The organism is Luteimonas sp. Soil_N_1, from assembly GCF_057656255.1.
On record NZ_JBDGKS010000001.1, the window covers coordinates 1,942,142 to 1,958,876 of the forward strand.

Annotated in this window: 15 protein-coding genes; 7 read left to right on the plus strand and 8 right to left on the minus strand. The window is 68.0% G+C overall.

Translation table 11 applies throughout. From position 1 onward, the window contains the following. Positions 1-88 precede the first annotated feature (88 nt). From AC3A4E_RS08970 to AC3A4E_RS08980, 3 genes are all read left to right on the plus strand, one after another. Positions 89-991, plus strand: a complete 903-nt coding sequence (locus AC3A4E_RS08970; protein WP_487631140.1) for a dienelactone hydrolase family protein — start codon at positions 89-91, stop codon at positions 989-991. A 2-nt stretch (positions 992-993) separates the two neighbouring features. Further along, positions 994-1,389, plus strand: a complete 396-nt coding sequence (gene gloA2, locus AC3A4E_RS08975) for an SMU1112c/YaeR family gloxylase I-like metalloprotein (RefSeq protein WP_487631141.1) — start codon at positions 994-996, stop codon at positions 1,387-1,389. 64 nt (positions 1,390-1,453) lie between these two features. Further along, positions 1,454-2,017: a DUF6151 family protein gene (locus AC3A4E_RS08980; protein WP_487631142.1), complete on the plus strand. Its 564-nt coding sequence runs from the start codon at positions 1,454-1,456 to the stop codon at positions 2,015-2,017. Position 2,018: 1 nt separating this feature from the next. Here the strand turns inward: AC3A4E_RS08980 and AC3A4E_RS08985 are convergent, their stop codons facing one another. Then, positions 2,019-2,981, minus strand: coding sequence for a glutathione S-transferase family protein (locus AC3A4E_RS08985; protein WP_487631143.1), 963 nt, complete (start codon positions 2,979-2,981; stop codon positions 2,019-2,021). 177 nt (positions 2,982-3,158) lie between these two features. On the opposite strand from AC3A4E_RS08985, the gene AC3A4E_RS08990 reads away from it, so the two are divergent. Beyond that, the gene (locus AC3A4E_RS08990) at positions 3,159-4,118 is read left to right on the plus strand and encodes a glutaminase (protein WP_487631144.1); all 960 of its coding nucleotides are present in this window, start codon (positions 3,159-3,161) and stop codon (positions 4,116-4,118) included. 68 nt (positions 4,119-4,186) lie between these two features. On the opposite strand, the gene AC3A4E_RS08995 is transcribed toward AC3A4E_RS08990, so the two are convergent. Further along, positions 4,187-4,888 (minus strand): pirin family protein, encoded by a 702-nt coding sequence (locus AC3A4E_RS08995; protein ID WP_487631145.1) that lies wholly within the window; start codon positions 4,886-4,888, stop codon positions 4,187-4,189. A 100-nt stretch (positions 4,889-4,988) separates the two neighbouring features. On the opposite strand from AC3A4E_RS08995, the gene AC3A4E_RS09000 reads away from it, so the two are divergent. Beyond that, positions 4,989-5,903, plus strand: a complete 915-nt coding sequence (locus AC3A4E_RS09000) for a LysR family transcriptional regulator (protein ID WP_487631146.1) — start codon at positions 4,989-4,991, stop codon at positions 5,901-5,903. A 10-nt stretch (positions 5,904-5,913) separates the two neighbouring features. Here the strand turns inward: AC3A4E_RS09000 and AC3A4E_RS09005 are convergent, their stop codons facing one another. Further along, on the minus strand, positions 5,914-6,918 hold the full coding sequence (locus AC3A4E_RS09005; RefSeq protein ID WP_487631147.1) for an MBL fold metallo-hydrolase: 1,005 nt from the start codon (positions 6,916-6,918) through the stop codon (positions 5,914-5,916). 145 nt (positions 6,919-7,063) lie between these two features. Here AC3A4E_RS09005 and AC3A4E_RS09010 point away from each other — a divergent pair, with 145 nt between their 5' ends. Together AC3A4E_RS09010 and AC3A4E_RS09015 are read left to right on the plus strand one after the other, a co-directional pair. Next, entirely contained in the window at positions 7,064-8,131 is a 1,068-nt protein-coding gene (locus tag AC3A4E_RS09010) for a D-hexose-6-phosphate mutarotase (RefSeq protein WP_487631148.1), read from the plus strand. Between the two features lie 356 nt (positions 8,132-8,487). Continuing rightward, a complete protein-coding gene (locus AC3A4E_RS09015; protein WP_487631149.1) occupies positions 8,488-10,617 on the plus strand; it encodes a M13 family metallopeptidase in 2,130 nt (709 codons plus the stop codon). A gap of 94 nt (positions 10,618-10,711) precedes the next feature. On the opposite strand, the gene AC3A4E_RS09020 is transcribed toward AC3A4E_RS09015, so the two are convergent. From AC3A4E_RS09020 to AC3A4E_RS09040, 5 genes are all read right to left on the minus strand, one after another. Further along, positions 10,712-11,122 carry an OsmC family protein gene (locus AC3A4E_RS09020; RefSeq protein ID WP_487631150.1) on the minus strand — a complete coding sequence of 137 codons (411 nt, stop codon included), beginning with the start codon at positions 11,120-11,122 and terminating at the stop codon, positions 10,712-10,714. A gap of 89 nt (positions 11,123-11,211) precedes the next feature. Next, positions 11,212-12,813, minus strand: a complete 1,602-nt coding sequence (locus AC3A4E_RS09025) for an AbgT family transporter (protein WP_487631151.1) — start codon at positions 12,811-12,813, stop codon at positions 11,212-11,214. Between the two features lie 107 nt (positions 12,814-12,920). Beyond that, the gene (locus AC3A4E_RS09030; RefSeq protein WP_487631152.1) at positions 12,921-13,973 is read right to left on the minus strand and encodes a hypothetical protein; all 1,053 of its coding nucleotides are present in this window, start codon (positions 13,971-13,973) and stop codon (positions 12,921-12,923) included. Then, positions 13,963-14,865 (minus strand): hypothetical protein, encoded by a 903-nt coding sequence (locus AC3A4E_RS09035; RefSeq protein ID WP_487631153.1) that lies wholly within the window; start codon positions 14,863-14,865, stop codon positions 13,963-13,965. Before AC3A4E_RS09035 ends, AC3A4E_RS09030 begins: the two co-directional genes overlap by 11 nt. Further along, positions 14,865-16,682, minus strand: coding sequence for a DUF885 domain-containing protein (locus AC3A4E_RS09040; RefSeq protein ID WP_487631154.1), 1,818 nt, complete (start codon positions 16,680-16,682; stop codon positions 14,865-14,867). Before AC3A4E_RS09040 ends, AC3A4E_RS09035 begins: the two co-directional genes overlap by 1 nt. Between the last annotated feature and the right edge of the window lie 53 nt (positions 16,683-16,735).

The following is a 16,735-nucleotide window of genomic DNA, read 5'->3' on the forward strand; positions in this document are numbered from 1 at the left end:
GCGGTGCAGCGCGGCGTTGCGGCGGCCGCACGCCGGACGTCACGCGCGGCGATTACCATCGAGGCCCGATCCGCCGCAGGAGCACGTCATGGCCACACCGCCGAAGCAGACCGCACGCGATTTCGATCCGGATGTCCTCGCGTTGTTCGACGACTACGTGCACGGCGCGATCGATCGCCGCGGCTTCCTGACGCGCGCGGGCCGCATCGCAGGCGCCGCGGGCGCGGTGGGGTTGCTGGCCGCACTGAGCCCGCAGTTCGCGAGCGCGCAGCAGATCGCGCCGGACGATGCGCGCCTGCAGACGCGCCATGTGGAATTCGATTCGCCCAAGGGCAATGGCCGCGGCCGCGGCTATCTCGCGCGGCCGGCCGACGCGAGCGGTCCGTTGCCGCTGGTGCTGGTGGTGCACGAGAACCGCGGCCTCAACCCGCACATCGAGGATGTCACGCGGCGCATCGCGCTCGAAGGCTACATCGCGTTCGCGCCGGATGCGCTGTTCCCGAAGGGCGGTTACCCGGGCGAGGAAGACGCCGCGCGTGCGCTGTTCGCCACGCTGGACCAGGACAAGGCGCGGCAGGACTTCGTCGCCGCGGCGGACTGGTTGCAGGCCATCGAAGGGGGCAACGGTCATTTCGGCGTCGTCGGCTTCTGCTACGGCGGCGGCATGGCCAACTGGCTGGCGACGCAGCTGCCGACGCTGCGCGCCGCGGTGCCGTTTTATGGGCCGGCCGCGCCACTGGAGGACGTGCCGAAGATCACCGCGGAACTGCTGGTGGTGCTCGCGTCAAACGATGCGCGCGTCAATGCGCAGTGGCCCGACTACGAAGCCGCGTTGAAGGCGGCCGGCAAGACGTTCGCGCTGTATCAGCCGGCGGATACCGAGCACGGCTTCAACAACGACACCACACCGCGTTACGACGAAGCGGCTGCCAAGGAAGCCTGGTCAAAGATGCTGGCGCTCTTCGCACGCACGCTGAAAATCCCGGCCTGACCGTGCTGCGCGGCCTCCACCATGTCGCGGTGATCTGCGGCGACTACGCGGTGTCGAAAGCGTTCTACGTCGAGACGCTGGGCCTGCGCGTGCTGGACGAGCATTACCGCGAAGAACGGCAGTCCTGGAAGCTCGATCTCGCCCTGCCGGACGGCGGGCAGATCGAGCTGTTTTCGTTCCCGGATGCACCGCCGCGACCGTCGCGGCCGGAAGCACGCGGCCTGCGCCATCTCGCGTTCGCCGTCGATGACATCGACACGGCCTGCGCGCGCCTGACCGCGCGTGGCATTGCGCTGGAACCGGTGCGTGTCGATCCCTACACCGGTCAGCGCCTCGTGTTCTTCGCCGATCCCGACGGCCTGCCGCTGGAACTCTACGAGGTCGCCGCAGCGGGCTGAGCCTTCACATGGCCCGTCGCGACGCGGGCGCAGCATCCGGGCGTCGAATCCCAGGGAGCCGGTCATGCACGTCGAACTGCGATGCCGCTGCGGACAGTTGCGCGGCGAAGTGGACAACGCCCACGCCTACGGCCATGCGCGCTGCTACTGCCACAACTGTCGCGCCTATGCACGTTATCTGGGCGCCGACGATGTGCTCGATGCGCAGGGCGGCACTGCGATCGTCGCCGTGCCGCCGGACGCGATCCGCTTCACCGCGGGCGAGGCGCGACTGGCCTGTCTGTCGTTGTCGGACACGGGTGTACTGCGCTGGTACGCCGACTGCTGCCAGGCGCCCATCGCCAACACGGCGCGGGATGCGCGTGTCGCCTACGTCGGGGTGATTGCCGACGCGCTGGAACCCCAGGATCGCGATGCGGCGTTCGGCCCGCCGCGTTTCGTACTCAACCAGACGTCGGCCGAAGGACATGTGCCGGGCACGCCCCTCGCGACCGCGATCGGCGGCGGTCGCATCTTCCTGCGCCTGATCGCGGCGAGACTGCGCGGCCTGCAGAACCGGGCGTTCTTCGACGCTGACGGTGCGCCCTTGCGCACACCGCAGGTCGTCGACGCGCCGCGCGGCGCCTGACTCAGAACGCGGCCGGAAACACCGATTCCGGGCCCACCGGCACGATGCCGGTCGGATTGATCTGGCGATGGCTCTGGTAGTAGTGGCGACGGATGTGGTCGAAGTTCACCGTCGGCGCGACCGCCGGCTCGGCGTAGAGCCGCTGCGTATAGGCCGACAGCACCGGATAGTCCTTGAGCTGCCGCAGATTGCACTTGAAGTGCCCGTGGTAGACCGCGTCGAAGCGGAGCAGGGTGGTGAACAACCGCCAGTCGGCTTCGGTCTGCACGTCGCCGCACAGCCAGGTCCGTCCGGACAGATGCGTTTCCAGCCAGTCGAGCGTCTCGAACACGCCGCGCACGGCCTCGTCGTAGGCCGACTGGCTGGTCGCGAAGCCGGCCTTGTACACACCGTTGTTGAGGCCGTCGTAGATTCGGTCGTTGAGCGCATCGATCTCGCCGAGCAGCGCTGCCGGCGCGTAGTCGCCCGGCGTCGCGCCGACGCCGTCGAATGCGCTGTTGAACATGCGGATGATGTCGGCCGATTCGTTGCTGACGATGGTCTCGCGCTGCGTGTCCCACAGCACCGGCACGGTGACGCGTCCGGTATAGCGCGGATCGGCGCGCACGTAGAGTTGCCAGACAGTTTCGGCGCCATGCAACGGATCCGCAATCACGCCGGGGCCGGTGGCGAAGGTCCAGCCGTCGTCGGCCATCAGCCAGTGGGTGACCGACAACCCTATCATCGCCTGCAGGCCCTTGAGTTCGCGGAACAGCGTCGCGCGATGCGCCCAGGGACAGGCCCGCGCCACGTAGAGGTGATAGCGGCCGGGCTCGGCGGCGAATCCACCTTCGCCGGTCGGACCGGGCGCGCCATCGGGCGTGATCCAGTTGCGGAAGGCCGAGTCGGGCCGTTTCAGCGCGCCGTCCTCGCTGACGAGTTTGTCGTCGTCGGATTCCCAGCGGCCTTCGATCAGCATGCCCATGCGTTCGGTGTCCTGTGCGGTTGCGGCGCGGTGCGCGATGGCTGCAAGCCTCGCCGATGCCGGGTCAAGGGGATGTCCCCGTGCGGCCCGGGACCGGATGGCAGCGTGACCGTGTGGTCACGCCCGCGACGCCATGCTGCGGGGCAAGCAGTCCCGCCGTTCCCCAGTCGAGGTGTCATGCGCAGTCCCCCGCAGAATCCGCACGATCTGAGCCGCCATGATCTGCAGAATGTGCTCAAGACGATCCATGCGGAGGTCCGCGAACGCTTCGATGCGCAGAAGGGCAAGGTCGCCGACTACATCCCCGCGCTCGCGTCCGTGCCGCCCGACACCTTCGGCATGGCGGTGGCCACGCTCGACGGCGATGTCTACACGGTGGGCGAGGCGCACGCGCCGTTTTCGATCCAGAGTATTTCCAAGGTGCACACCCTGACGCTGGCGCTCGACAAGGCCGGCGACGATCTGTGGAAGCGCGTCGGCCGCGAGCCCTCGGGCGATCCGTTCAATTCGCTGATCCAGCTCGAGCACGAGGCCGGTATTCCGCGCAATCCCTTCATCAACGCCGGCGCGATCGTCGTCGCCGACGTGATCCTCTCGCACTACGACGATCCCGAAGCCGCGTTGCTGCAGTTCATGCGCGACCGGTCCGGCAATGCAGAGATTGGCCGCGATGACGAGATCTGGGAGTCGGAGCGCAAGAGCGGCTACCGGAACGTGGCGCTGGCCAACTTCATCCGCAGCTTCGGCAACATCAAGAACGACTTGCAGGCAGTGCTGGATTTCTATTACTTCCAGTGCGCGCTCAAGATGAACTGCATCGACCTCGCGCGCAGCCTGCAGTTTCTCGCCGATCGAGGCAAATGCCCGTCGTCGGGCGAACAGGTGACCAGCATCGAGCGCGCCAAGCGCATCAACGCGGTGATGATGACCTGCGGTACCTACGATGCCGCAGGCGAGTTCGCGTTCCATGTCGGCCTGCCGGCCAAGAGTGGGGTTGGTGGCGGCATCGTCGCGGTGGTGCCGCACGTGCTGAACCTGTGCGTCTGGTCGCCCGCGCTGGACGAGAAGGGCAACTCGCTGCTCGGCGGTTACGCCCTGCACCGCTTCACGCGAATGACCGGCCTGTCGGTGTTCTGAAGCACCTGCGGACAGCAGACACCCACAATGCCGCGTCTGCGACATCGTGGGTGGGCTGCAGCGCGCACTTACGGTGCGGTATCGACCAGCACCAGCTCCGCGTCTTCCAGCGCAGTCACGCGGATCACCGCTTCGTCGCGGATCGCCGCGCCATCGCGTGCTTCGATGCGCGTGCCGTTGATTTCGACCGCGCCCGACGCCGGCACCAGATAGCCGAGACGGCCATCGGCGAACGTGTACTCCGCGGTGTCGCCCGCTTTGAGCGTCGCACCGAGCACGCGGGCCGCGGCGCGGATCGGCAGCGCGTCGTCGTCGCCGTCGAAGCCGCTGGCGAGCGCGATGAAGTCGCCGCTGCGCCCGTCCTTGGGAAACGGCTTGGTACCCCAGGCCGGCGCGCCGCCACGTGCATCGGGGATGATCCAGATCTGGAAAATCCGGGTCTGCTCGCCTTCCATGTTGTATTCGGCGTGCTGGATGCCGGTGCCCGCGCTCATCACCTGGACGTCGCCGGCGGTGGTGCGGCCGGCGTTGCCGAGATTGTCCTTGTGGCTGATCGCGCCTTCGCGGACGTAGGTGATGATCTCCATGTCGGCATGCGAATGCGGCGGAAAGCCGGTGCGCGGCGCAATCAGGTCGTCGTTCCAGACCCGCAACGCGCCCCAGCCCATGCGCGCCGGCTCGTTGTAGCTAGCGAACGAGAAGTGGTGGTGCGCGTCGAGCCAGCCGTGATTGGCGGCGCCGAGGGTGTCGAATGGGCGGCGTTCGATCATGTCGTTCTCCAGTGCGTGTCGGGAATGGCGCTACGTTACGCCTTGCGCCCCATGCGGGGAACGGAAAGAATGGAAAAACATCCATTCCATTTATGACGCCATGAAGCTTCCCGATCTCGAAGCCTGGGCCATCTTCGCGCGCGTTGCGGAGCTCGGCTCCTTCGCCTCGACTGCCGAAGCGCTGGGCATCACCCAGCCGACGGTGTCGAAAGCCATCGCGCGGCTGGAGAAACGCATCGGCACGCCGCTGCTGCATCGCACCTCGCGCCGGATGACCTTGACCGCGGCCGGAGAGGATGCAGTCGAGCGTGCGAGCCGCCTGCTGGCCGAGGGCGAAGCGGTCGAGGCGTCCGTGACCGCGCAGGCGGTGAGTCCGCGTGGCCACGTGCGCATGGCCGCACCGATGTCGTTCGGCGTCGCCCACGTCGCGCCGCTGCTGCCGGCCTTCATGGCGAAGTTTCCGGACGTCACGCTCGAACTCGCGCTCAGCGACGAGACCGTTGACATCGTCGGCGGCGGCTTCGATCTCGCGCTGCGCATCGGCACGCTGGAGGATTCCAGCCTCGTCGCGCGCCGGCTGTGCGGCGTACGTATCCTGCTGGTCGGCGCGCCGGCGTACTTCGAACGCGTCGGTCGACCGAAACATCCGCGCGATCTGGGCACGCATCGTGGCCTCACCTACGCCTATGCGCGCTCGGGCGCCGCGTGGCGCTTCCACCACGCGCGGCACGGCGACTATTCGGTGGGCGTGCCATCGGTGCTGCGCGCGAACAACGCCGAAGCTCTGACGCCGGCGCTGCTTGCTGGCGCCGGACTCGCCTTGCAGCCGGAGTTTCTGGTCTGGCGCGAGTTGCGCCGCGGCGCGCTCGAGGTCGCATTGCCCGGTTGGCAGCCGCCGGAGATCGCGGTGCATGTGGTCATGCCACCGGGGCGCGGTCGACCTGCGCGGGTGCAGGCGCTGGTCGACCATCTGGCCCGCAAGCTCGCGCAGGCGCCGTGGGCCTCGGGCGAATGACGCTGCGGCGTCAGCGGCCTGCGCTGTGGTCGTGCACGTGGTCGCCGCGCAGCGCGAGCGCGCGATAGGCGGTCCGTTCCGCATCACCGAACACGGCGGCCTCGCCACGTGGACGGTCGGGACCTGAGGCGGTGTCGAGCACCAGCGTCGCGCCCAGACCCGCGTAGAGATAGCGATCGCCATAGGCGCGCTGCAGGGCCGCGAATGTCGCTTCGCCGGTGCAGTGGCCCGGCGCGATGAAGTCGATGTCGTACGGCGCCAGCGCCTCGACGACGCCGGCGATCGCCGCGTCATCGGCGTTGACGTAATGGAAGCCGCCGATGACGAGGTGGATGTCCGGATCGAGCTTCGCCGCTTCGGCGACGATCACCGGCAGCCCCGGATGCGAGCAGCCGACCACCAGCAGCAGGCCTTCGGGGGTGCGCACGGCCAGCGACAGCTCGCGCAGTTCGCGCGTGCCCGGTAAATCGGACACCGTCGCGATCACCCAGACGCCCGGCGCGATTTCCGTGGTCTGCGCCACGGGTTGCAGCTTGGCGCCAGACCAGGCGCTGCCGAACTGCAGCGTCTCCGGCGGCGCGCCATCGAAGTAGCGCATGCGCGCGGGCAGGGCGGCGTCCTTGCGGTAGAAGCTCGACGGCAGCGAGGAGCCGTAGATGCCGAAACCTTCCTGCGGCGCGTGGATCACGACGTCGGGATTCGCTTCCAGCACGACCGACAGGCCGGCCATGTGGTCGGCGTGGCGATGCGACATCACCACCATATCGAGATCGGCCAGATCCACGCCCTTCGCCGCGACGTTGCGGCGGAACGTCTCCGCATCGTTGCCGGTGTCGAACAGGATGCGCTGGCCGTCGACTTCGATCAGCGCGGCGAATCCCCAGTCCTTCTCGAGCGCGGGGTCGTCGCCGAAGGCGTCATAGAGCACGGTGATCTTCGGCGCGTCGTCCTTCGCGAAGGCGGGCAGGGCGATGGACAGCAACAGGCTCAACAGCAGCAGAGGGCGCAGTGTCATGGCGGTGGCTCGACGGGACCGGACCTGCAGCCTAGATCGTGCGGAGGCCACGCGACGCGTCGATTCCGGCACACGGTGTTGCCGCATCCGCGATGCTGGCCGAGCGGCGTGCGTTACCCTGCGCCGGTTTCCCACGAGCCCTGCCATGCACCGTGCCGTCCGCCTGCTGCTGCCCTGTCTGATCGCCGCGCTCGCCGGCTGCGCTGCAGGCCGGCCGAACACCACGCTTCCGAAGACCGATGCCATGACCGAAACCGCAGTTCTCACCGAAACCCGTTTCACCGCGCCCGCGCGCTACGCCGACGAAGTCACCGCTGCCGGCGCGCCGGTTGCAGCAACGGCTGCGCCCGATGTGGACGGTGTGCGGATCGGCAGCTTCGCCGGCTATCCGGCGGTGCTGGTCGAAACGGCCGAAGCGAGCGCGGCGATCGCACTGCATGGCGGCCATCTGCTGTCGTACGTGCCGACCGGGGGCGAAGACCTGCTGTGGCTGTCGCCGCGCCTGGCGGATGCGCCGGCGGCGATCCGTGGTGGCGTGCCGGTGGTGTGGCCGTTTTTCGGTCGTCAGGGCCAGAGCAACGACGTGCCGTCGCACGGCTTCGTGCGCACGGTGCGCTGGCAACTCGTTGACGCCTCCCGTGACGCCGATGGCAGCGTGGCGCTGACGCTGGCGCCGCCGCGTTACGCCGATCTCGGTCTGGAGTTGCGCATGCATCTGCGTATCGGCGCCACGCTTGAACAGACGCTAGAGACCATCAACACCGGTGACGCGCCCGTCGCGTTCACCCAGGCGCTGCACAGTTACTTCCACGTGTCGGATGTGGCCGACGTGCGCGTGGAAGGCCTCGATGGCCTGCGCTTCTTCGACAAGAACGATGATTACGCCGCGCACGCGCAGACCGGCGACTGGGTGCTGGACGATGCGCGCGACCCCGGTCGCAGCGATTACATCTACGCAGATGCCGGCGGCCGATATCGCCTCGACGATCCCGGTCTCGACCGGCGCATCGAACTCGTGACCTCGGGCAGCCGGTCCCTTGTGGTGTGGAATCCGGGCGAAGCATCGGCCGAGCGCAGCCGCGAGATGAACGACGGCGCGTGGCGCGGTTTCCTGTGCCTGGAAGCCGCGAATGCGGGTCCGGACATCGTCCGTCTCGCACCGGGACAGACGCACGTCCTGACGCAGCGCGTGCGCGTGCTCGCGCGCGACTGAACCCGTGCAGCGGAGACGTACCCTCCCGACCGCAACGCGGCGATGAGGCACGCGGGACATCCCGCGGCGTGACGCGTTGCATCCGCATCCGCTTTGCCGGATGTGGCCGGACACCGCGCATCACCGCTGCCGTGCGCCCGAATCGCGCGCCCTTGCGCACGATGACCGCTCGCGCGACACGCTGAAAACCGCTGGATTTCCCGCGCGAACCGCGCTGCATGCGGGATCGCCGCAGCCGCGAGTGCCATTGGTTGGGTGCGCGGTGGAGCGATGCATACATCCGGGCCGGTATGCTGGGCGACCGGTTTCGCGTGAAACTGCGACACCGGCCTGACACGACATTCCGGAGATCGACTTTGAAGAAGACCCTGCTGTCCGCGGCCACGGCCGTCGCGCTGACGATGGCGGCCTCGTCCGCCGTTGCCCACGACCATGACCACGCCTGTCTCGATGACCTGTGCCAGCTGCAGACGCTGTTCCAGGCCGAGTCCGGCACCAGCGGCGGCAGCGCCGACGCCCCGATCGCCGCACAGCGCATGGGCAGCTGGGGCATCGACACCGCCGGCATGGACACCAGCGTCCGCCCGGGCGAGGACTTCTTCCGCTATGTCAGCGGCACCTGGGCCGACACCACCGAGATCCCGTCGGACAAGTCGAGCTACGGCGCGTTCCTGATCCTGCGCGACCTGTCGGAGGCGCGCGTGCGCCAGCTGGTCGAAAGCTATGACGCTGCCGACACCGCGCACACGGACCGCGCCAAGGTCGCGACGCTGCACGCGGGCTTCATGGACCAGGCCGCGATCGAAGCGCTCGGCGCGCAGCCGCTGGCACCGAAGCTTGCCGCGATCCGCGCAGCTGGTGACCATGCCGCACTGGCGACGCTGATGGGCGAAAGCCACGGCGGATTCGGCCGCAGCTTCTTCAGCGTCGGCGTCTCCGACGACCAGCGCGATCCCGACCGCTACACGCTGTACATGAGCCAGTCCGGCCTCGGCCTCGGCGATCGCGAGATGTACCTGCGCGAGAACTTCGCGCCGCAGCGCGAGCGTTACCAGGCCTACATCGCGCAGATCCTCGAGCTGTCCGGCTGGGACAACCCGCAGCAGAACGCCGAAGCCATCCTTGCGATGGAAACGAAGATCGCCGATGCGCACTGGACGCGCGCCGAAAGCCGCGACCGTGACAAGACCTACAACCCGGTTGAACTGTCCGCATTCGAGACCACCGCGCCGGGCTTCCCGTGGGCCACGTTCTTCGAGGCCGCCGGCGTGACCCAGGCGCCGCGCGCCGTCGTCCGCCAAGACACCGCGATCCCGAAGATGGCGGCGATCTTCGCCGACACCGATGTCGCCACGCTGCAGGCCTGGCAGGCGTTCCACACCGCCGACAACGCAGCGCCGCTGCTGTCGAAGGCGTTCGAGGACGCGAACTTCGAGTTCCGCAACAAGTTCCTGTCCGGCCAGCCGGAGCAGCGTGAGCGCTGGAAGCGCAGCATTTCGTTCGCCGAGAACGCGATGGGCGAGGCGATCGGCCGCGACTACGTCGAGCTGTATTTCCCGGCCGACGCCAAGACCAAGATGGACGAGCTGGTCGCCAACGTGAAGGTTGCAATGGGCGCGCGTCTGGACCAGCTGGACTGGATGGGCGACGACACCAAGCGCGAAGCCCACGCCAAGCTGGAAAACTTCGGCCTGAAGATCGGTCATCCGGACGAGTGGCGCGACTACAGCGGCCTCGACGTGCAGGCCGGCGATGTGTTCGGCAATGCCGAGCGTTCGATGGCGTTCGAGTGGGACTTCCGCCGCGCGCGCATCGGGCAGCAGGTCGACAAGGCCGAGTGGGGCATGACCCCGCAGACCGTCAACGCCTACTACTCGCCGGTCAAGAACGAGATCGTGTTCCCGGCCGCGATCCTGCAGCCGCCGTTCTTCGATCCCGATGCGGATCCCGCGGTCAACTACGGCGCCATCGGCGGCGTGATCGGCCACGAAATCATCCACGGCTTCGACGACCAGGGCCGCAAGTCCGACGGCAAGGGTCTGCTGCGTGACTGGTGGACGGCCGACGATGCGGCGAAGTTCGAAGCGCAGGCCGCGAAGCTCGGCGCCCAGTACGAGGCCTACGAGTTCCCGCAGCTGCCGGGCATGCACATCAACGGCCGCGTGGCGATGGGCGAGAACATCGGCGACCTCGGTGGCCTGACGATCGCGCTCGAGGCCTACCGTCGTTCGCTCGACGGCAAGCCGGCCCCGGAGATCGACGGTTTCAGCGGCGAGCAGCGCCTGTTCATGGGCTGGGGCCAGGTGTGGCGCACCCTGTGGCGCGACGACGCGCTGCGCCAGCAGCTGGTCAACGGCACGCACTCGCCGGGCCATATCCGCGCGTTCGCACCGCTGCGCAACATCGATGCCTGGTACGACGCGTTCGGCGTGACCGAGCAGGATGCGTTGTGGGTGGCACCGGAAGACCGCGTGCGGATCTGGTGATCCCAGCGCGTCGTTGATCGACGGAAAGGGCCGGGATTTCCCGGCCCTTTTCTGTTGTGGGCGTTGAAGCGCATCGACATGCGCGGATGCGGTTTCAACCGGTCAGCGCGCTCGCGATCCGCACCTCGCCGGTCAGCAGCTTGTGGATCGGGCAGGCATTGGCGATCTGCAGCAGGCGCTCGCGCTGGTCGGCATCGAGCGTACCGCGCAGGGTGATCGTGCGCACGATGTCGGTGCCGGCTGCAGGCTTGCCGTCGGGATCGAGTGCAAGCTCGACCTCGACCCCTTCCAGCGGCCACTGCTTGCGCGCGGCGTACATGCGCAGCGTGATCGCGGTGCAGGCGCCGAGGGACGAGAGCAGCAGATGGTCGGGCGTCGGGCCGGCATCGCCGCCGCCCAGTGACGCGGGCTCGTCGGCCGACCAGTGATGGCCGGCCTGATCATCGAACAGGACGTGGAAGTCGGCACCGTCGGTGCGGGCCTCGAGTCGGGCGCGTGCGGTCATCGTCAGGGTCTCCGGTGCCGGCGGCCACAGTGGCCGCCGTTCCGTCAGCCTGCCATGCGGTCCTTCAGGCCGTCGGCAGCGTGCGGTGCTCAGCCCGGCGTGTAATAGGTCGGCGCACCCGGTCCGACCGGCAGCCCCAGTGCGAACACCCAGACGAAGAACAGCAGCGTCCAGCCGACGAAGAACACGATCGAGTAGGGCAGCATCATCGCGATCAGCGTGCCCACGCCGAGGTCGCGTTTGTAGCGCGCGGCAAAGGCCATGATCAGCCCGAAGTAACTCATCATCGGCGTGATCACATTGGTCACCGAATCGCCGATGCGGTACGCCGCCTGGATCACTTCCGGGCTGTAGCCGATCAGCATCAGCATCGGCACGAAGATCGGCGCGGTCACCGCCCATTGCGCCGACGCCGAGCCCAGCGAAAGATTGATGATCGCGCAGATCACTATGAAGGCCAGGAACACCAGCGGCCCGGTGAGTCCGATCGTCTGCAGCAGGTTCGAGCCCAGCACCGCCATCACCTGGCCCAGCTGGCTCCAGTTGAAGAACGCGACGAACTGCGCGGCGAAAAACACCAGCACGATGTACAGGCCCATCGTCGACATCGATTTCGCCATCGCATCGATGACGTCGCGGTCGGTGCGCATGGTGCCGACGATGCGGCCGTAGATGATGCCGGGAATCGCGAAGAACACCGCGACCAGCACCACGATGCCGGTCAGGAACGGCCGCAGGCTGCCCAGCGTGTCGTCGATGCCGGGCATGCGCAGCGGACCGCCGCTGGGGATGACCAGCGCTGCGATCACCGCAGCGACGAGCAGCGCGCTCAGGCCGGCCCAGCCCAGTGCACGGCGCTCGAGCGCATTCAGCGGCGCCATGCTGACCGGCGCTGCATCGGGATCGAGCTGATCTGGATCGTAGGGCCCGAGCTTGGGCTCGACGATGCGCGCGGTGACCCACCAGCCCAGGCCCGTCACCAGAAAGGTGCTGACGGCCATGAAGTACCAGTTGACCGCCGCGTGTACCTCGTACGTGGGGTCGAGCAGCTGCGCGGCTTCCTGGGTGATGCCGGCCAGCAGCGGGTCGACCGTGCCGATCAGCAGGTTCGCGCTGTAGCCGCCGGACACGCCGGCGAATGCCGCTGCCAGCCCTGCGAGTGGATGCCGGCCCAGCGCGTGGAAGATTGCCGCGGCCAGCGGAATCACCACGACGTAGCCCATTTCGGACGCGGTATTCGACATCACCGCCGCGAACACGATGACCACGGTCACCAGGTTCTTCGGTGCGCCCAGCACGAGCTGCTTGATCGCCGCCGTCAGCAGGCCCGAGCGTTCGGCGATGCCGACGCCGAGCATCGCGACCAGCACCGTGCCCAGCGGCACGAAGCCGGTGAAGTTGGTCACCAGTCCGGTGACGATGCGGCGCAGCCCCTCGGCATCGAGCAGGCTGATGACGTGGATGATGCCGTCAGCGGAGCGGCCGGCCGTGCCTTCGGGCCGTGGATCCGGCACGGAGACACCGTAGTACCCCAGCACACCCGACAGCAGCAGGATCAGCCCCGACAGCAATGCGAACAGCGTCACCGGATGCGGCAGCAGATTGCCGAGCCATTCGACGACGTTGAGCAGACGCGTGACCGCGCTGCGCGGAGGAGGGGATGAGGGACCTGCCGCCTTCGATGGGGTCATCGTGCCTGCCGTTGCGAGTGGCCGGGCAGTCTAGCAATGCCATCCCGACCTCGCCCGACGGTTGCCGCCCGGGGCACGCGAGCGGCAATGACGCCGCGATCGTACTTTCAGCGACCTGGAGCGCTAGTCCGGAACGTGTCCTCGAAGATCTGCCGGCCTTCGGCGGTGATGTCAGCCCACTCCGCGTCGCTGAATGCGTCCGATGAAGAGCGGGACGGGCCGTTCCTGAGCAACGATTGGAACCTGTCCTCGCGTGACGCGCCGCCTTGCGCGACGCGGAGTCTGTCCAGCCTTGCCTGGACAGCGTCGCCCACCCGATCGGAGGCTTTCGGCTGATGCGAAACGAGTTGTTGCACGTATCCGTAGACCTGAGCGGCCCGGCGGTCCTCCGGGTACAGGGGGCCTCGACCATATTGGGCACCCAAGTAAAGATCGAGCGCCCGAGAATCGCCCGCCCGGACGGCCTCTTCGAGGTATTCACGTGCGAGCGCCTGCCGCCGTCGCGCTTCCATCGGGTCGCGGATGATGCCCTCGCGTGTCTCGAACTCGAGCATCGCCAGTGACGGGTAATCCTTGCGGGCATCCAGGTGGCCCGCCGCTGCCGCCTGCTCCAGCCACCCGACTGATCGTGCGATCAGCCCCGGCGCGAGCGCGTTGCAATCCGAATACGCCTCGACCCGTCTGGCGGATCTTTGCTCGAGTTGCTGACGCAACATTTCGTATCCCGGCGAGCCCTCGCGCTGCTGCAGTTCGAGCGTGTCTTCGCGTTGGCGGGACAACATGGCCTCGGGCGTGTCTTCGCGCAGGATCCGGTGACATTCGGCCAGGCTTCGACCAGCGATGTAGGCCGAGGCCGGATCCCCGGCGTCTGCCGACGCTGCGAATCGGGCGGCAACCTCTTGACGGGTCTTGCGCTGGATCGAGGGGATGCCGGCGCCTGGGCTGTTCGCTTCCAGTGATTGCTGCAGTTCAGACAACGTGGTCGAGCCGGCCCCGCGCGTGACTTCGGAGGGTGCAGCCGTAGTGGGGGACACGTCGGTTCCAGCAGGCGTCATCTCCGTAGCAGGCGGCACCCCCGTCTCCCGGTCCGCGCAGGCCGACAGCAGCGCGATCGGCAGGGCCGCCGCCAGCAGGCACCGCATCAGAGATTCAGTTCGCATCTGTTCGCTCCCTTGAAACATCCATGAGCCGGGCAGCGCGTGTCTCCGCCTGCTCCCGTTGCGACGCGGTGACCATCGCCTCCAGTTCCGCCGTCCGGTCACTGGCGAGGCTTTCGGGAATGCGCATGAAATCGTCGCTTGCCGTGTAGGCAAGCCAATAGGCCAAAGCCTGCTCGGGATCACGGGCAAGCCAACCGTCCGCAGCGTAAGCGCGTGACGCGGCGAGCAGCGCTTCGGGTTCGCCCGCGCGAACGGCGGCCAGCAGGTAGGCGCGTGCACGTTCGCGGCGCCTGTCGACTTCTTCGGCGTTGTCGATCAGTTCGATCGGCGATCGGAATTCGAGGAAGGCCACATCCGGATACAGGGCGCCTGCTCGGGGATGGCCAGCCTGGGCTGCCTGCGCGATGTAATGGTAGGCGTCGAGCGTCGGTGGGCTGGCGCGCAGGCTGCCGGTGTCGGCGCACATCCGGCGGGCTTCCTGCTGCGCAAACAGGACCGTGTCGATGCTGCGCTCATCCCCGAGCGGACGGCCGCCGATCCGGATGCTCGTGCCTGCCTGTGTGATCAGTTCCGCCATCATCTGTGCTGCCCGGCCACTGGCGACAGGGTTGTAGTCGAGACAATGCGCAATCGCCTGGCCCAGCCGGAACGCGGCATGTGGGTCGCCATTGGCCGCTGCGGCTTCGAGCTGTACGCGTTGCGCGTCGAACGGCCCATCCGGAATGGCCGGGCGCTTTGCCCCTAGCGGGGATTCGCCTGCGTCGTGGGCGACCTCGCGCGCAGGTGAAGGTGGGACGACGTCCGTATCCGCACCGGTAGGCCTGGCGAAGAACGCGCCAACCAGCAGGCCTGCGGCGACGATGCAGCCGGCTGCGATCCAGCGCCGGCGCATCAGGTCCTCGCCTGCGCGATGAAGTCGTCCACCTCCCGCTCCAGCAGCTCCAGCGGCACCACGCCGGTCAGCAGCACGCGGTTGTGGAAGGCGCGCGGGTCGAAGCGGTCGCCTAGTGCATCGCGCGCCTTGTCACGCAGGCGCACGAGTTCGAGCTGGCCGATCATGTAGGACGTCGCCTGTCCGGGCATGACCACATAGCGGTCGACTTCGGATGCGGGAATGCCGTAGTCGATCGTCTGCTGGCGCGTCCAGCGCATCGCGTGCAGGCCGGTGTCGGCGACCAGACGACGCGCGCGGAACAGTTCGGCGTCGAGCTGGCCGAGGCGGCCTTCGGGATCGCCTTCGTACCAGCCTTCCTCGGCGGCGAGACGTTCGGCGTACAGCGCCCAGCCTTCACTGAAGGCGGAGATGCCACCGAGCGCACGCGTCTGGCGGAACTTCGGCAACGCGGCGTTCTCGACCGACAGCGCGACCTGGAAATGATGGCCCGGCACGGTCTCGTGATAGACCAGCGTGCGCAGGCCGAAACGCGTCAGGCGGTCCTTGCGCAACGGCATCTGGTAGACGCCCGGTCGCGAGCCGTCGAGCGGCGGCGCGGTGTAGCTGGCGGCGGCGCTGTCCCAGCGGTATTCGGGGTAGGGCTGGGCGATCACCGCCGAGCGCGGACGGATGTCGAACAGCGCATCGCTGCGACGCTCGGCGTCGCGCATCATCGTGTCGATGTCGGCCATGATCGCGGCGCGGCCGGCGTCGTCATCCGGGTAGGCGAGATCCGTGCGGAGTTGCTTGAGGCGCGCTTCGACGCTGCCGTCGCTACGGCCGATCGAACGCAAGATGGTGTCCATCTCGGCTTCGATGCGCGCGACTTCCCGCAGGCCGATCGCGTGGATATCCTCGGCGCTCAACGCCGTGGAGGTGAAACGTCGCAGCTGGAACGCGTAGGCCTGCGCGCCGTCGGGGAAGCGCCACAGACCGGCATCGTCGGTCGTGCGCGGCAGCTGGCGTTCGAGTTCGGCGATCGCGCGCGACCATGCGGGATAGACGCCGCTTTCGACCAGTTGCGTCGCCCTGTCGACGAGCGCAGCACGGGCGGACGCAGCGATGGCGTCGACGGTCTGCAGGCGTGTGTCGAAGGTCGCCACCAGCGGATTGCGCGCGGGCGCATCGGCGACGAAGCGACGCATCTGCGCGATGGTCGCCTCGACGATGAAACGTGGCGGCAGCACGTCGCGCGCGGCGAGCTCGGATGCACGCGCGGTGGACTCGTCCATGCGGGCTTCGAATTGCGACAGACGCGCGAGATAGCTGTCGGCATCCGCGGCCGTGCGCAGCGGATGCACGACGGTCATCAGGTTCGGGAGCCCGACGTTGGTGCCGCTGAACTGCTGCAGCGGAAACCCGTAGTCATCAAAGCGGTCGCCTTCGATGAGGCTGCGCAGCTGCCAGTCCATCAGCTCGGCGGACACGCGGTCGGTGTCACCCATCGACGCGCGGTCGAGCGCGGACAGTTCGGTCAGTCCGCGCTGCGCGAGCGCGATGGTCTCTGCGCGGAATGCCTGCGTCTGCGGTGTGAGTTCACGATCCATGCGCGCCTGCTCGGCGTTGCCGAAGTATCGGCTCGCGGTGGAGGACGACGGCTGCCGCCGCATCCATTCGTCGGTGAAGCGCTCGAAGAAGATCGAGGCCTGCGTCGGTGATGCGACGCTGGCGCGCGCGTCAGCCGTTTCGCCGCGTGGCACGGGCGCGCATGCGGTGAGCAGGCAGGCACCGGCGAGCGCAAGCGCGAGAGACGCGGGACGGATCGGCAGGCGCATCGGAACTCCAGACGAAAGAAGGCCCTGCAATTCTACGCAGGGCCTGCCGATGA

Excerpts from the sequence above, each read along its gene's own strand:
- AC3A4E_RS08970 (WP_487631140.1), top strand. The coding sequence starts at position 89 with ATGGCCACACCGCCGAAGCAGACCGCACGCGATTTCGATCCGGATGTC.
- AC3A4E_RS08980 (WP_487631142.1), top strand. The coding sequence starts at position 1,454 with ATGCACGTCGAACTGCGATGCCGCTGCGGACAGTTGCGCGGCGAAGTG.
- AC3A4E_RS08985 (WP_487631143.1), bottom strand. The coding sequence starts at position 2,981 with ATGGGCATGCTGATCGAAGGCCGCTGGGAATCCGACGACGACAAACTC.
- AC3A4E_RS08990 (WP_487631144.1), top strand. The coding sequence starts at position 3,159 with ATGCGCAGTCCCCCGCAGAATCCGCACGATCTGAGCCGCCATGATCTG.
- AC3A4E_RS08995 (WP_487631145.1), bottom strand. The coding sequence starts at position 4,888 with ATGATCGAACGCCGCCCATTCGACACCCTCGGCGCCGCCAATCACGGC.
- AC3A4E_RS09000 (WP_487631146.1), top strand. The coding sequence starts at position 4,989 with ATGAAGCTTCCCGATCTCGAAGCCTGGGCCATCTTCGCGCGCGTTGCG.
- AC3A4E_RS09005 (WP_487631147.1), bottom strand. The coding sequence starts at position 6,918 with ATGACACTGCGCCCTCTGCTGCTGTTGAGCCTGTTGCTGTCCATCGCC.
- AC3A4E_RS09010 (WP_487631148.1), top strand. The coding sequence starts at position 7,064 with ATGCACCGTGCCGTCCGCCTGCTGCTGCCCTGTCTGATCGCCGCGCTC.
- AC3A4E_RS09020 (WP_487631150.1), bottom strand. The coding sequence starts at position 11,122 with ATGACCGCACGCGCCCGACTCGAGGCCCGCACCGACGGTGCCGACTTC.
- AC3A4E_RS09025 (WP_487631151.1), bottom strand. The coding sequence starts at position 12,813 with ATGACCCCATCGAAGGCGGCAGGTCCCTCATCCCCTCCTCCGCGCAGC.
- AC3A4E_RS09030 (WP_487631152.1), bottom strand. The coding sequence starts at position 13,973 with ATGCGAACTGAATCTCTGATGCGGTGCCTGCTGGCGGCGGCCCTGCCG.
- AC3A4E_RS09035 (WP_487631153.1), bottom strand. The coding sequence starts at position 14,865 with ATGCGCCGGCGCTGGATCGCAGCCGGCTGCATCGTCGCCGCAGGCCTG.
- AC3A4E_RS09040 (WP_487631154.1), bottom strand. The coding sequence starts at position 16,682 with ATGCGCCTGCCGATCCGTCCCGCGTCTCTCGCGCTTGCGCTCGCCGGT.